We start from the raw sequence: 13,520 nt of genomic DNA, 5'->3' as shown, positions 1-13,520 counted from the left end.
CAAGCCCGTATCACTCGATTAAATCAACTCGATATTCGTCACTCACAGGAGTTAGCCAGTGCAAAGAATGAAATCAACACTCTTCGTGATGCTGTTAGCTCTGGCTCTAAGCGGGTGTACGTCAAAGCCGAGTGTCCAACAGTTACCAAGAATTCCACCGAAAGCGGAAGCGATGAAGCCACCGCACGACTTAACAAAGCAGTTGAACAAGATTATCTACGTCTCAGAGAAATGATAGTCGAGAACGAACAGCAAACTTTGTATTTACAGGATTACATTAAAACGGAGTGTTTACGATGAGCGAGCAAGCATCAAAGGTGCTGATTGATTTACTGGAAAAGGCATCTAGTGGTATCGATTCTGCGGTGGCATTTAGTCAGGCGCAAATTCCTGAAGTGATTAGTCAGTTATTAGCATGGAAGATGGCGATGGGTATCATTTGGTTTGCTTTTGGCTTGGCGACTATTGCATTCGCTATATTTATTCCCGTATGGGCTGGTCGTCAGCGTCGAAAAGGTGCTTTATGGACTTATTATGATGGAGATGCTCGATTTAATCTGAGTTCAATTTCGTATGATTTCATTAGAACACCATTTCCACTTGGTTTGCTTTTTATTGGTGTGCTCATTTCAGTTGTGAGCTTAAATTTTTGGCTGAAAATACTAATAGCTCCGAAGTTATATCTAATCGAATACGCAGCTTCACTAATTAAGTGACAAACAATAAGGCAGAACAAAACAAACCTCGCTCAATAGCGGGGCTTTTTAATGGAGAAATATCATGGCAGCACAAGGTTTCGATAACCCAACTGAATTCCGTGAAGAACTGGATAAAAGCATTCCAAAAGAATAAAAAAAGCCCAGCATGGGGCGTGGGCAAACTAACAAGATATCAATCAAAGTATAGCGATGATTACTTAGTATAGCTTAAGTAAGTATATATACCAGTTTGGTTAGATAAATCGTTTATCCATTAAGGAGAGTGATCATATCTTGACTGCTAGGAACAGACTAGAAGTGGCTTAGCTGTGTATCGCTAAGCTGCGAACTCTACGCATTTCACCCTGTGCGCCACATGCACACACATCTAAAAACATCGAACCGTTATTTAGGAATGAGCCTTTGAGGAGATCAGTTATAGCTGATACTGCTTCGATGGGCTGGTTTCCTATGTGGCAAGGGTTCATTACTAAGTAAGGACAGTATCATGACAAAATTATCAGTCATCAATAATGCCGCATCTGAACAACCAACCATGACTAGTTTAGAAATGGTTGATTACATCAATGCAGATAGAAAGGCAAAGGCTGAGACAGAAGGGTTAAGTTTCCCATGCAAGAAGTATAGAAAATTACAGCATAAAGACTTTTTAAGGAAAGTACCTAAAGTGTTGGGTGAAAATCAATCAGCGAAATTTTACGCCGATTACATCGACAACAAAGGTCGATCATACCCGTGTTGTAAATTCCCTAAGCGTGAAGCTTGTTTGATGGCTATGAGTTACAGCTACGAGCTTCAAGCACAAGTGTTCGATCATATGACTGAGCTAGAAGCTGAATCAGGATTTGGATTTACCATCCAGCAATTACAACACATGCTAGCCGTGGCAAGAAAAGCTTCTGATGAAGATTCAAGTGATGCAGGTCGCCGATTACGCAAACGTCAAGATGATTTAGCTATCTTAAACCGTGCTGAAAAGTTAATAGGTGACATTAGCCAAATGGCATTAGGTTTAGTTGGCGGTGGCAAGTTATTAAATCATGAAAAGCAATAAATATTACACAGCTCAAAACTGAGCCAATTGATTTAATTAACATTTAACGATGAATAGGCCCTAGTGGCCTTTTTTATTGGGGGGAATATGAAAACAGGAAGAATGGTAGCAACCATAAAAATGAAGTGGTGAGTGCCTTACTACGTTGAATGCCTACATTTGTTCTCATTGGTATTTTTCGTTGAGCCTAACCCATCCATTGTTAGTCAATTTATCGTTAAACACGGTGTGACTATTAATACACAGTTTGAAGAAATTTAAAGGATACCTATTTATGAATGATGATTTCAAGTCATGTCTAATTGAGGTTTTAACCATTTTCACTGTAACTATCTTGCTTTGTTTTACGCTCACCTTTGGGGTGATGTATGGCGTTAATTCATATCAGTGTAATCAGTATCAGAATATCACCGGAATTGAAACAAAAATGGGTGGATTTTATTGCTATGTAAACACTGGGAAAGCATATATTCCATATGATGAATACAAATTAAGATCGGCAACTCACAGAGAGTAATCATGTCAGAAAAATATCACGTAATAGCAACGAAGAAAGACGGCACAACCTACGAAGGCGTGATGACCACTAAAGAGCCTCGTGTGACTAACGGGTTAATCGGTATCGCATCACTCGATGAATCGTGGGTATATATATCACCTGACGAGATTAGCGATATTAAATATGTGCCAGTGGATTAATGCTAAATCTATTAGTTATTTTATTGTAAGGTGTACCATAGTTTAATCGGTAATCACCTGAAGGATAAAAGAATGAAGAGCTTTAATGATGAAATTTATTGGATTCTTAGTGCTGCGGAGCCTGTTGGAATTAACACCTCCGATACTGTGGAGAAGATTTTAAATGTGGCGAAAAATCATTACCAAAATGGCAATGAATCAGAAAAGAAAGCCGTTATAGATAAAATAGAAAGTCTTAAAAAAGAGCCGCAAATAACTTTCCCAGAAAATTACTTACAGATAATAAGTTAAATTTCACACACTAAACCACTTTAAGAGTGGTTTTATTGCAAATCACAAAGCTCACTACGGTGAGTTTTTTAATTTGTTATTGAGGATATGAATATGGCTAAAAGACCAGATTGGGAGGCCATCGAGTCGGCTTACCGAGCTGGCGTGATGTCACTCCGAGAAATCGCTTCACAACATGATATTACTCATGGAGCGATTAACAAAAGAGCCAAAAAAGAAGGTTGGGAAAGAAACCTAAAAGAAAAAATAAACCAAAAAGCTGAAGCACTGGTATCCAAGAGAGAGGTATCCACTAAGGTATCCACCGAAAAGACTATTTCCGAGCGGATACTTATTGAGGCTAATGCTGAGGTTATTGCTAATGTCCGCATGGAACATAGAGGAGATATTCGAAGGGCTAGAGAGTTAACTAATAACTTATTTGATGAACTATCTGCTGAATGTGCTGATGTGCCGGCTTTGAGTAAGCTTGGCGATCTAATGTTTAATCCTGACGATAACGGACGCGATAAACTCAATGAAATTTATCATTCAATCATATCTCTCCCTGAGCGCGTTAAGTCAGCTAAAGCATTAAGTGAAACACTTAAAAACTTGGTTGGACTTGAGCGTCAAGCATACGGTCTTGATGATGTTCAGCCGAATAAGACAGCTAGCCAACTATCAGAACTGATGGACGACTTATCTAAGGAATAATCATGAAGCCAGAACATCTTGCATTATTAAGAGATAAGCTCTGGCGATTGAATCATCTCTACTGGATCACCAATAAAGAAGGTAAGCCGGTTCGATTTAAAATGACGCCTGAGCAACTTGAATACTTTGAAGGGATGCACACGCGAAACATTATCCTGAAAGCTCGTCAGCTTGGCTTTACTACAGAAGTCTGCATTATCCAATTAGACGCAGCGTTATTTGAGGCGGCTAAATGTGCATTGATAGCCCACACGCTCAACGATGCTAAGCGACTGTTCAGGGAAAAGATAAAGTATGCCTATGACAAGCTACCCGATGAAATCAAAACGGCTAACCCAGCGAGTAATGATGCGGCTGGTGAGTTGGTGTTTAGCAAAGGTGGATCACTTTATATCAGTACGTCATTTCGTGGCGGTACACTCCGTTATTTGCACGTTTCTGAGTTCGGTAAGATATGTGCTAAGTATCCAGAGAAAGCCCGTGAGATTGTCACTGGCGCATTTGAGGCGGTATCAAGCGATTGTTTTACGACGATTGAAAGCACAGCGGAGGGTCGAGCAGGTTATTTCTTCGATTATTGCCAATCTGCTGAGAAAGCGCAAATTCAGAATAAGACTCTCTCTAACCTAGACTGGAAGTTCTTTTTCTTCTCATGGTGGAAAAATCCTGAATACTCCATTGAACCTGTGGAGCAATTGCCCCAGCGGTTAGTTGATTACTTTGATGAGATAGCCAGCAAACATGGTGTTCAATTAAACGAGCGCCAGAAAGCATGGTATTACGCCAAAGAGAAAACGCTTGGCGACGATATGAAACGGGAATACCCGTCAATACCGTCTGAGGCATTTCAGCAATCAGTTGAAGGCGCTTACTACGCCAAGCAGTTCCGCTTCCTGTACGAAAATAAACGCATTGGCACACTTCCTGATAACTCGCATTTACCGGTTCACACGTACTGGGATATTGGTGTGGGTGACTCAACGTCAATCTGGTTTATTCGCGAGGTAGGTGAGGAATTCCACGTTATTGATCACTACTCAAACAGTGGCGAAGGTCTGCGGCATTACATGAAAGTGCTGAAAGATAAAGGCTACACATATGTAAGTCACAATGGCCCTCATGATATCGATAACCGTGAGTTTGGTTCTGATGCGAAATCACGGCGTGAATTAGCGCGTGAAGGGTACGAAATAGACGGTGAAAACTATTCAATGAGATTTGAAGTAGTGCCGAAGCTTTCAATTGATGAGGGTATTGAAGCGGTACGCGAAATCCTGCCACTTTGTGTGTTCGATGAACACAAATGCAGTGAAGGTATTGCTCACCTTGAGGGATATCGCAAAGAGTGGGACGACAAGCGCGGTTGTTGGAAAGATAAACCACTTCACGACTACACATCACATGACGCTGACGGGTTCCGTTACTTTGCTGTAAGTAGACGAAATAAACGGAAGCATGCAGGAATGCTAGTTAGAAAACGTTAATGAGGGCAAAAATGGAAGTAAATCAACAACGGCTATCATTAGCGGTTAATAACGCATTGAAAGCCGCACAAAGAGCTAGAATGTCCTACGTTCAGTCGCTAGGCACTGGCAACACTAAAAGACCTCGAATATGGAATGAGTTTGGCTGGCCTGAGAATCTCACATTTGATGATTTCTATAGGCTATATGATCGCAATGCGCTAGGCGGTGCTGCGGTTGATAGATACATCTCTGGATGCTGGATTGATTACCCTGAAATATTCGAAGGTGACGAAGAGGCAGACCAAGACGGCTCAACTGAATGGGATAAAGGCCTTAATAAGCTACTCAAAAAACACTGGGAGCAGGTTGTAGAGTCTGATAAGCGCAATTTAGTTGGTCGATATTCTGGTTTAATCATCCAAATCAAAGATAACAGGCTTTGGGATGAGCCAGTCGATACTAGCATTGTTAAAAAACTAAAAGATAAGGCTATTGTTCGCTTAATCCCTGCATGGGAGGCGCAGCTTGATGTTAAAACTTGGGATGAAGACCAAGCAAGCGAAAACTACTCCATGCCAACGATGTACTCGTTTACTGAAATGGCAGTGGGGGATGATAGCGACGGATCACCATCTAGAATAATTGATATTCATCCTGACAGAGTTATAACGCTTATCGAAGGAGCTGCTGATGGCAAAATGTCATCTGGCGTATCTTTACTGAGAAAAGGTTATAACAAGCTACTCGATATCGAAAAGGTTTCGGGAGGTAGCGCTGAGGGATTCCTTAAGAATGCCAGCCGACAACTTAACTACGCATTCAGTAAAGAAACTGATTTTAATGCATTAGCAGAAGCGTTAGGAACGAATATAGAAGGGCTTCCAGATGCGCTTGATGAGCAGGTTCGACGGCTAAATCAAAGCATTGATGCCTCAGTATTAATGCAAGAAGGCTCGGCAAGCGTGCTTTCTGTTGCCGCTGCCGACCCTGAACCAACTTGGCGCACATTGTTAGCTGAGTTTGCGGCATCAATCAACATGCCTGTTAAGGTGCTTATCGGCCAGATTACAGGGGAGCGCGCTTCAACTGAGGATATGAAAGATTGGGCTAGAACCTGTAAATCAAGGCGTGAAGGATTTCTCTCAAAAGTCATTACCGAGCTGATCCACCAATTTGGAAGGCTTGGCGTTATTGAGCAAAAAGATGAGATAACAGTAAGTTGGTCTGATTTGCTCGCACCTAGCCAATCTGAAAAGCTGGATAACATGAGTAAAGCTGCTGATATTGCAATGAAAACGCAAAACTCTTTCGGTCGTTCTGTTCTTATGGAGAACGAAATTAGAGCACTTGGCGAGTACCCAACGTTGCCAGAATTTGAGAATAGCGAACCGCCAGAATCAGGCCTAAAAGGAGACCCATTAGTCGATGATGAAGAATCAAAAGATAGGGTCGCCGATAATACCAAGAAATAAGGCTGACCCAACGCAATCAGGGCGGCAAGTTAGAAAGATGTTCCGTGATATTGATAATCGGTATTGCGAACTCAAGAAAGCACTCAAGCAACTATTCGACCTGTCATTTACTGGCAGAGAGAAAACGCAACCACCAACTCAAAGTTACATACTCGCTAAAAACGCACAGAATGAGCCTGATTCGCTTTTTAATGTTAACGCTGGCGTTTATATATATGACCTAGCGGAGCGCCCTACAGAGTACGCTAGATTCCTAGAAAGACTGCAATCAATACTTGATGACTACCTTCTCGAAGGTGGCGACGAGCGATTGTGGGCGTTTGGATATGTATCTGATGAGTATGAACGCGGCACATTGAATGCCTACACTAACTTAGCTGTTCAATCTGAAGTCTACGCACAGCAAACAACAATCACTTACCTATTATCACAGCCAGCTTATCAGAATCAGGTTGCGGCGGCATTTGTCTCTACTTATAGCGATTGGCGCGGACTGTCTGATGCTGCAAGAACTGACTTGGCTAATGTAATTGGCACATCGATAGCGCGAGGTATCAACCCACGCGAAACAGCGCGGATAGTTAGTCAACGTTTAGATGTATCAATGACCAGAGCAAAGGCTATCGCACAGACTGAGCAAGTAGGCGCACTTCGTAGGGCGAACTGGAATGAAACGACATGGGCTAGCGAAAGGTTAGGACTGAAAACTGGCATCTTATGGATATCAGCGCTTAAGCCAACAACAAGACCGAGTCATGCAGCACGTAGCGGGAAGATATTCTCTGTTGAGGATGTGGAGTATTTCTACTCAATCAACGGTAATCGCTATAACTGCTACTGCGCTAATCAGCCAGTGTTACTTAATGGCGAAGGGGAGTTATTTAATAAAGTCGTGATAGAGAGATTGGTAAAACAAAGAGATGAGTGGCATCCTGATATTGATTAATTTCAGGAGCGCATAAATGTCTAAAAGAAAAGATAGTTCAGGGTACTTATATCACTGGGCAAAAGCAAATATAAACTATGGGGGAATTAATGAGTGGTATGAATCAGCTTACACCACCCTTGTAAACATACTCTCTAGCTTTGAACTGAGGTCAGGAGCAAGCCAAGGGTTGAGTAATGGGCACTCTTGCATTTGTTTTACTGAATCACCCATATCATTTATTACTGGCGATAATTCCAAGTATCAGCCGTTTGGTCTAGAGTTTTCAAAAAAAGACATATATACCCTTGGAGGGGCTCAGGTTTTTTATTGTTCTCGCGCTGATTATGAATTACTTCCGCAAGAGTTAAAGTGGAGATGGATGATACACGAGCCTTTATTTAGAGATAGTCATAGGCCTTATGGGATAGATTTTACATGGGAAAGGGAGGTGAGAGTTAATTCCCAAAAAGTAACCCTTTTAGGTGAGAGCCCCATAACAGGTGCAAGTTCTGTTAGAAATGTAGATCTTGCGTTTAATTCAATTGTTGTACCAAATTCACATTATAAAAATAGGCTGCTAACAGATATGGAAAAAAGGCATTTTGCTGATGCAAAAATATCTGCAAGAGATGAAAGGGAATATGAATGGCTACTTGAATTTTATGAAGGGTTGCTGGAACAATATGAGTTGCAAATAATAACTTTAGATTAAATCAATAAAACCTACCTATGTTTGGTGGGTTTTACCCTCCTGAGATTAACATGAGAGGCCAACACATGAAGCGCACTCGCGTCAATGTGCTGTCGGCTATCAATTCCTCATCAAACATATCAATCAAAACTATCAATAACGTCGAGCACTACGTCGTCAAAAACGTGTGCCCGCTGTATGACGATTGCGTGTTAAACGAGGGGCTATATCCGACAGCTGAAAACGACAAGGGCTATAAGAGCCTAGACCGTGTACCTATGCCATACGGTCATCCGAAAGTAAATGGTAATTATGTGACTGCTCGTGATGTTGATGCCATCAACGAGCATTACATCGGAGCGTATTCAGCTAACCCACGAAAGGAAAATGGTCGCGTATTAATTGATATGTACGTCAATAAGCGATTTGCTGAAGGGTCAGAAAGCGGCAGAGAGGTCATTGAGCGGCTAGATAAGATGATGAATGGCGAAGATGTTGAGCCAATCGGAATATCTACAGGATTAAACCTCAATAGGCTGCAAGCAAATGGCAAGGCACCAAACGGGAAAAAGTACAAATGGATAGCAACCAATCAACAGTATGACCACATTGCAATACTGTTGCACGAGCAACCAGCTGGCACGCCAGAGGAAGGGATTGGAGTATTCGTTAATAGCGAGGGCGAGAAGCTAGACGTTGAAGAAGTGAAGTTGATTGACGCCGCAAACTTCACACAAGAAGGATTATTCAACAAGGCTAAGTTCTTTTTCGCTAACAACTCATTCTCATTTGAAGACATCTATTCTGCATTGCGTGCTGCATTGCGTAACGCTTCCAGTGGGGATGATTGGCCTTATCCCGAAATGGTGTGGCCCGATAAATTCATTTACTACAAATCAGGTAAAACCTACCAACAAAAATACCTCATGAACGATGACGGAGACGCCGAACTCGTTGGTGAGCCTATCGAAGTTGTGCGCAAGCCAACAGAGTACGAAGTTAAAACCAATAAGGAAACTAACCCGATGAAAGAAATCATCACGAATGCGCTGAAGGCGAAAGGCATCGAAACAGAAGGTAAATCTGATGCTGAATTACTGGATGCGTACAACCAAATGAACACCGAAGAAAAGAAAGAGGAAACGCCAGAAGAAAAAGCTGCGCGTGAGAAAAAAGAGAAGGAAAAAGATACCGAAACAAACACGGATGCTATTACAGCAGCAGTGAATGCGGCAATTAAACCACTAACAGACAAAATTGACACACTCGAAGGCCAGTTAAATGCTAATGCAGACAAAGAAGTAAATGCGATGCGTGAAGCTGTGAAAGCCAAATTCAGCATGTCTGACATCGCTGTTAATGCGCTAAGTGGCGACCCTTTGAAAGAGCTATACGCGCAATGCAATGTATCACATGGACTGAATGGTTCATTCCAACAAGTCAATTCCTCTCAATCAGTTTCAGATATGCCGGAGTAGAACATGGCGAATAAAAAACGTGTAATTCATGCGGGTGGTGTATTTCCTAATCCGCTATTAAATCGTGAAGGTGCGGCTGCAGCTGACACTAAAGCAGGTGTTATCGGTTTCTATGATGAGGCCACTGCTAAATTCACGCCGTCAGTCGATGGTAAAGAAGCGAACATTTTGTATGTGGCCAACTTTGATTATCTGCGCTGTGGAACGGTAGATGATCCAATTAAAGCGGGTGATTGGTTGATTGGTATACACCCTCTACAGGCTATGTTTCTAAACGTACGTGCCGCTGCTGGCACATACAAAAAAGGCCAAGCGGTTATTGTTGCTAATGGTCAAATCACACTGGCAACTGGTGCAGAAGGCGAAGCAGCATTTGCCTATGTCGAAGAAGATACAGCATTAACCGCTGAAGCGGGTGATCTGGTTCGTGTTGTGTTCAAGTAAGGAGAACTGAATGTTTTATTTTTCAACTAAGAAGGCAACCGAAACGGGGAACCTTGAAGCCAACCAAGCGCAATTCGGTGCGTTGAGTTTGGAGCGTAACTCATCTGCTCAGGCTGTGGCTGACTTTATTTCTCGCGCTCGTAATTTGCCAGTTCTAGATGCTGCCAATGCGGTGGATGACATTAAACGCCTGTACAAAGCGTATGACCAGACTGTGTTAGCTGAATTCCAGCCAAACACTGAATTCACTTTGTTAAACGACCTTATGGGCCTATCTCGTTCAGTTCGTATTGATGAGTCAGTCTATGAGTATGCGCGTAAAGGCGGCGGAGGTGTGGCTCACACGTCAATGAGTGGTCAGGTCGGTGCGTTACTTGAGGCTAGCGCTTATAGCTTCGATGGAACAATGGTGCCAATTCATGACACTGGCTTTAAGTTCACATGGCGTGACCCGATTTTCGGCAAAGGCTCTGCACTGGCTTCTTTATCTGATGCGCAGAAAGACTCTGTCGATACTGTTCGTCGTAAATACCTCGACTTCATCTGGAACGGTTTCCGAGATGCTGCGGGTAACTTTATTGCGTTTGATGGTAAGACGTTTAAAGGCTTGCGTAGTGATGAGCGTGTTGCTCAAGTGACGTTGAATGTTAATTTCGCAACCGAGCAAGATGGTAAGAAAATCCGCACTGAGATCATCAAACTGCGTGATGTACTGAAACTGCAAAACCTGCAATACGGTGAGCAAACTTGGTATGTGTCAGGTGAAATCCTATCAAACTGGGAAAGCGTATATTTCGACGTTAACCAGACACGCACCATTCTTGAGGAAATCAAGAAAATCACTGGTATCAAAGACATTAAGGAAGATTACGAACTGAAAGGTAACGAAGTTCTGATTGTTCCTATTAGTGCTGGTGTTATTGCTCCTATCGTTGGCCAGGCATTTGGTACTGTTGCAGATCCACGCCAGTTCTATAACTCTGACTATGTATGGCGTACATGGGGTGCTGCAGGTCTGATGGTTAAACAGGACATCAGCGGTCACTTCTCAGTAGTGCACGCGAAAGGTAATTAAGGGGGATTCATGGCACTGGTAAAGGTTATTTCAAGTAACTTCTTTGCTGGTGCCGACCTCAAAAAGCAAGAGGTTGGTGCTCAGTTGGAAGTCTCAGAAGAAACCGCAGAAACATGGCTACGGGCTGGTCTGGTAGAGCGAATCGAAGAACGAAAACTCGAAGTCGCCACGCCAGAGAAGAAAAAGGGTAAAGGTAAATCAGATGGGGATAACTCTTGATGACGTAAAGCCGATGATCGCGGAACTCGGGTTTACATTGCCTGATTCTGTGCTGTCGCTGTTACTGATTCAGGTTAATGCAAAGTCCGGATGTCTCGAAGCCAACTACGACGAAACCACGCAGAAACTGCTGCTGATTTATACCGTTGTGCGGCTGGCCTCATTGTCTGGCGCACGAAAGATATCATCACAGAGCGCTCCTAACGGGGCGTCTCGTTCTTTCGCATATGATTCTTCCGGTACTGATTATCTACTGAACCAGATCCGCGCATGGGATAGTGCAGGATGCCTTGCTGATTTGCCATTATCTAGTAAAACGGTAGGTTTTTTTCGGGTGATTGGAGGTGTCTAATGAGTTCAGTTGCAAATTGGGCTTACACCTCGTGGGCTACTTTATGGCGACCAAACGGAAAAGATAGATACGGCAAAGTTACATTCTCTGATCCGGTTCATTTTCTTTGTGGTTATGGTAGTGAGCTTAAATCTGGAAAGTTGGATGTTGGCTCTGAAATTACCATTAAGTTGGTTTTCTGGACTGAGTATGCTGATGCTAAAAAAGGTGACTTTATCGCTATCGGTAAGCGCTCAGGCGATCCGTTATCTTCCGGTGCTGATGAAATCAAATTCATCAAACGTGATGAGGATTTATTCGAGCATATTGCAGATGACTACACTCTGATAACGGCGGTGTGATATGGGGGCAAAAGTAAGGGGTATTTCTCAGGCTAACGCAAACCTTAGAGCGCTCGTTGGTGATATACAGGGTAAAAAAGTGATGAGAGCTATTCAGTCAGCTTTACTGATTGGTAGTGCTCAGGCGGCTATATACACACCTATTGATACATCAACACTTATCAACTCTCAATTCAGAGAGGTCACTGTTAATGGCACCAGAGTAACCGGTCGCGTCGGATACACAGCAAACTACGCGGTTTATGTTCATGATCCAAGAATCAAGCAAAACTTTAGGCGCTCAAGTGCTCGTAAAGAGTTCTTATCTCGTGGTTTTGAAGATGAACGCAAGGCTATTGATGACGCGGTGAGACGGGAGCTTCAAATATGATACATGAGAGGTTTGAGCGCTACTTAAACGGAGGTAATCTGCTCGATGGCTTTATCGTTCAATACCTAACGTGGAATGAGCAACAAGACGAAAAGACTCAGCAATATGCTGTTATTCAGCCTGATGATGGTAGCGGTCGATTTGCTGATTTGGGCGCTGATGATTTCGTGACGCTTGTTCTTGTGTCTGCACAGCATGATCCTGAACCTGCACTGATAAGAGCTAATGAAATTCTAAATTACGTTGCTAACAACTCATTAGATTGCGAACTCAATTCAATCTACAACTTAGGTGGCCTACCAAGGCCCATACCAACAGAAGAAGGTCGGTTTATCCTCAAGCTTTCTTTCCGCTGTACATCTTAAATTAAACACATCCCAATAGGTCGCATAAGCGGCCTTTTTTTTATTTGCAAATAAAGAGGTTATAACATGTCACAATGTCCTGACAAAAAAGGGTTGGTGATGGGTAATGCGGGAATTATCCGTATTGCAAAAGGATGCCCTGACCAAGTACCAGCACAAGATCAGTTCTTACGCTTAGGTGCATTAACAAGCAAGTCATTCGATTTTGGTATGGAGACGGTAACGTCTAATGCTGATGATATCAAAGGGTTAACAGAATCAATCGTCACTGGTGCTGACTTCACCATTAGTTTTGATGGGGAATTGAAGAAAGCTGGCGTAACTGGCTCTACTTCTGCTTTCGATATTGCGAAAGAAATCCTTGATGAAATTAAAGCTGGTCGCCAGCCAGATTACTGGGTTCAGCTTGATATGAAAGGTGATGGTTCTGATGTTGTTCAGGGCTATATGTTATTCACATCATGGTCAATGGAGTTTCCAACAAAAGAAATTTCCACTTATTCAGGTGAGTTGAAAGTTGCTGATGCAGAAACGGTTGAATGGCTACAAGAAGAAATCGTGGTTGAAAGTATTGCTGTCGAGCCGGCAACTCTGTCTGTAAAAGTGGGTGAAACTAAGACATTTACTGTCAAATTTACCCCAACCGATGCGACGAACAAAAACTACACCGCTGTAAGCGATAAGTCGAATTTTGCAACAGTTACTCAGCTTGTGAATGTGGTCACTGTGCGTGGCGTTGCCGAAGGTACTGCAAATATCACTGTCACATCCGAAGATGGTAGTAAAACAGCCAAATGCGTGGTCACTGTTACCGCTGCTTAATATTACAAAGGGTGCTTTTGAGTGCCCTTGATAATATT

General features: G+C 42.6%; 19 protein-coding genes. All 19 read left to right on the top strand.

Annotated elements, in window-relative coordinates:
• Window positions 1-300 (top strand): lysis protein (locus GWJ05_RS08470; RefSeq protein ID WP_202612569.1); only part of this gene is annotated, 300 nt, incomplete at its 5' end.
• Window positions 297-716 carry a hypothetical protein gene (locus GWJ05_RS08465; protein WP_161681352.1) on the top strand — a complete coding sequence of 140 codons (420 nt, stop codon included), beginning with the start codon at window positions 297-299 and terminating at the stop codon, window positions 714-716. The genes GWJ05_RS08470 and GWJ05_RS08465, both read left to right, overlap by 4 nt.
• Before the next feature lie 490 nt (window positions 717-1,206).
• Window positions 1,207-1,773 carry a Rha family transcriptional regulator gene (locus GWJ05_RS08460; protein WP_194295178.1) on the top strand — a complete coding sequence of 189 codons (567 nt, stop codon included), beginning with the start codon at window positions 1,207-1,209 and terminating at the stop codon, window positions 1,771-1,773.
• A 519-nt stretch (window positions 1,774-2,292) separates the two neighbouring features.
• On the top strand, window positions 2,293-2,472 hold the full coding sequence (locus tag GWJ05_RS08455) for a hypothetical protein (RefSeq protein WP_161681351.1): 180 nt from the start codon (window positions 2,293-2,295) through the stop codon (window positions 2,470-2,472).
• A 72-nt stretch (window positions 2,473-2,544) separates the two neighbouring features.
• Window positions 2,545-2,763 carry a hypothetical protein gene (locus GWJ05_RS08450; protein WP_161681350.1) on the top strand — a complete coding sequence of 73 codons (219 nt, stop codon included), beginning with the start codon at window positions 2,545-2,547 and terminating at the stop codon, window positions 2,761-2,763.
• A gap of 93 nt (window positions 2,764-2,856) precedes the next feature.
• Entirely contained in the window at window positions 2,857-3,459 is a 603-nt protein-coding gene (locus GWJ05_RS08445; protein WP_202612568.1) for a hypothetical protein, read from the top strand.
• Window positions 3,460-3,461: 2 nt separating this feature from the next.
• Entirely contained in the window at window positions 3,462-4,943 is a 1,482-nt protein-coding gene (locus GWJ05_RS08440; RefSeq protein WP_161681348.1) for a terminase, read from the top strand.
• Window positions 4,944-4,954: 11 nt separating this feature from the next.
• Entirely contained in the window at window positions 4,955-6,397 is a 1,443-nt protein-coding gene (locus GWJ05_RS08435; protein ID WP_237585110.1) for an anti-CBASS protein Acb1 family protein, read from the top strand.
• Window positions 6,351-7,343 carry a phage minor head protein gene (locus GWJ05_RS08430; protein ID WP_161681346.1) on the top strand — a complete coding sequence of 331 codons (993 nt, stop codon included), beginning with the start codon at window positions 6,351-6,353 and terminating at the stop codon, window positions 7,341-7,343. The genes GWJ05_RS08435 and GWJ05_RS08430 overlap by 47 nt, the downstream gene beginning before the upstream one ends.
• A 16-nt stretch (window positions 7,344-7,359) precedes the next feature.
• Window positions 7,360-8,037, top strand: a complete 678-nt coding sequence (locus GWJ05_RS08425) for a hypothetical protein (RefSeq protein WP_153642100.1) — start codon at window positions 7,360-7,362, stop codon at window positions 8,035-8,037.
• Between the two features lie 65 nt (window positions 8,038-8,102).
• Entirely contained in the window at window positions 8,103-9,494 is a 1,392-nt protein-coding gene (locus GWJ05_RS08420; RefSeq protein WP_161681345.1) for a DUF2213 domain-containing protein, read from the top strand.
• Window positions 9,495-9,497: 3 nt separating this feature from the next.
• Window positions 9,498-9,938 (top strand): hypothetical protein, encoded by a 441-nt coding sequence (locus tag GWJ05_RS08415; RefSeq protein WP_161681344.1) that lies wholly within the window; start codon window positions 9,498-9,500, stop codon window positions 9,936-9,938.
• A 10-nt stretch (window positions 9,939-9,948) separates the two neighbouring features.
• Complete coding sequence (locus tag GWJ05_RS08410) at window positions 9,949-11,013, top strand: major capsid protein (RefSeq protein WP_161681343.1); 1,065 nt, start codon at window positions 9,949-9,951, stop codon at window positions 11,011-11,013.
• A gap of 9 nt (window positions 11,014-11,022) precedes the next feature.
• The gene (locus tag GWJ05_RS08405) at window positions 11,023-11,232 is read left to right on the top strand and encodes a hypothetical protein (RefSeq protein WP_161681342.1); all 210 of its coding nucleotides are present in this window, start codon (window positions 11,023-11,025) and stop codon (window positions 11,230-11,232) included.
• On the top strand, window positions 11,216-11,584 hold the full coding sequence (locus GWJ05_RS08400; protein WP_161681341.1) for a DUF7370 family protein: 369 nt from the start codon (window positions 11,216-11,218) through the stop codon (window positions 11,582-11,584). The genes GWJ05_RS08405 and GWJ05_RS08400 overlap by 17 nt, the downstream gene beginning before the upstream one ends.
• Window positions 11,584-11,925: a hypothetical protein gene (locus GWJ05_RS08395; protein WP_161681340.1), complete on the top strand. Its 342-nt coding sequence runs from the start codon at window positions 11,584-11,586 to the stop codon at window positions 11,923-11,925. Before GWJ05_RS08400 ends, GWJ05_RS08395 begins: the two co-directional genes overlap by 1 nt.
• A gap of 1 nt (window position 11,926) precedes the next feature.
• Window positions 11,927-12,295: a hypothetical protein gene (locus GWJ05_RS08390; RefSeq protein ID WP_049257616.1), complete on the top strand. Its 369-nt coding sequence runs from the start codon at window positions 11,927-11,929 to the stop codon at window positions 12,293-12,295.
• Window positions 12,292-12,660, top strand: coding sequence for a phage tail termination protein (locus GWJ05_RS08385; RefSeq protein WP_161681339.1), 369 nt, complete (start codon window positions 12,292-12,294; stop codon window positions 12,658-12,660). Before GWJ05_RS08390 ends, GWJ05_RS08385 begins: the two co-directional genes overlap by 4 nt.
• 66 nt (window positions 12,661-12,726) lie before the next feature.
• Window positions 12,727-13,482, top strand: a complete 756-nt coding sequence (locus GWJ05_RS08380) for an Ig-like domain-containing protein (protein WP_161681338.1) — start codon at window positions 12,727-12,729, stop codon at window positions 13,480-13,482.
• Window positions 13,483-13,520: the final 38 nt, after the last annotated feature.

The sequence above is a fragment of the Proteus sp. G2626 genome (assembly GCF_009915985.1).
Classification (GTDB): Bacteria; Pseudomonadota; Gammaproteobacteria; order Enterobacterales; family Enterobacteriaceae; genus Proteus; species Proteus vulgaris.
The sequence above is the reverse complement of the archived record's forward strand: the minus strand, read 5'-3'. Positions and strand labels throughout refer to the sequence as shown.